The organism is Rhodococcus sp. IEGM 1379 (assembly GCF_030056815.1).
GTDB lineage: Bacteria > Actinomycetota > Actinomycetes > Mycobacteriales > Mycobacteriaceae > Rhodococcus_F.
The window spans coordinates 1-574 of the sequence record NZ_JASHKR010000201.1; the positions used below are offsets into that span (position 1 = coordinate 1).

1 pseudogene is annotated in these 574 nt (G+C 59.2%); it reads right to left on the bottom strand.

Going from position 1 to position 574, the window contains the following annotated elements:
• Window positions 1–574, bottom strand: a pseudogene (locus tag QM600_RS29515) (Ig-like domain repeat protein); the annotation flags it as partial.

The window sequence follows — 574 nt, forward strand, 5'->3', positions numbered from 1 at the left end:
CCACATCCGTCGTCGCAGCAGCCGGAACAGCCAGCGCCAGCGTGGTATCCACATCAACGGGAGCAGAGGCGATGTTGATGGTCGCGAGCGGACCGGCGCCAGCGTTCAGCGCGGCCGTGCCCTTTGCATCACGAGGCGTGCACCGGGTCGGGGCCCACTGCGTGCCCAAAAGGCTCGCCTTTGCGAGCTGGGTACTGTAGTTCTTATCGTTACCGTAGGTAGCGGCATCACCGGCAGTTCGGATCTTCGGCTGAATCACACCGGATGTGCCTGCGACCATTGTGATATCGATGGCCGGCATCCGAAACCAGCTGTCGCCGTTTGCATTTGTCGTTCCATCGAGATTCTTCTTCGTCTTAGGCGCGCGGATTCCACCTTCAGAGTTTGTACTGTTCGAGGCACCATTTCCGATCACCTGGTTGCCACCCGAGATTCGAAGGAACGGGCCCGCAGCATCTTCGACTCCGGCATCGTTAATGCGGATCACGCTTGGCGCAACATTGTCCAGATTGAATGAGCTTCCTGCCACGATCGCTGCACTGACGAAGGTGGCATTGGTCGGCACGTCGAAGTC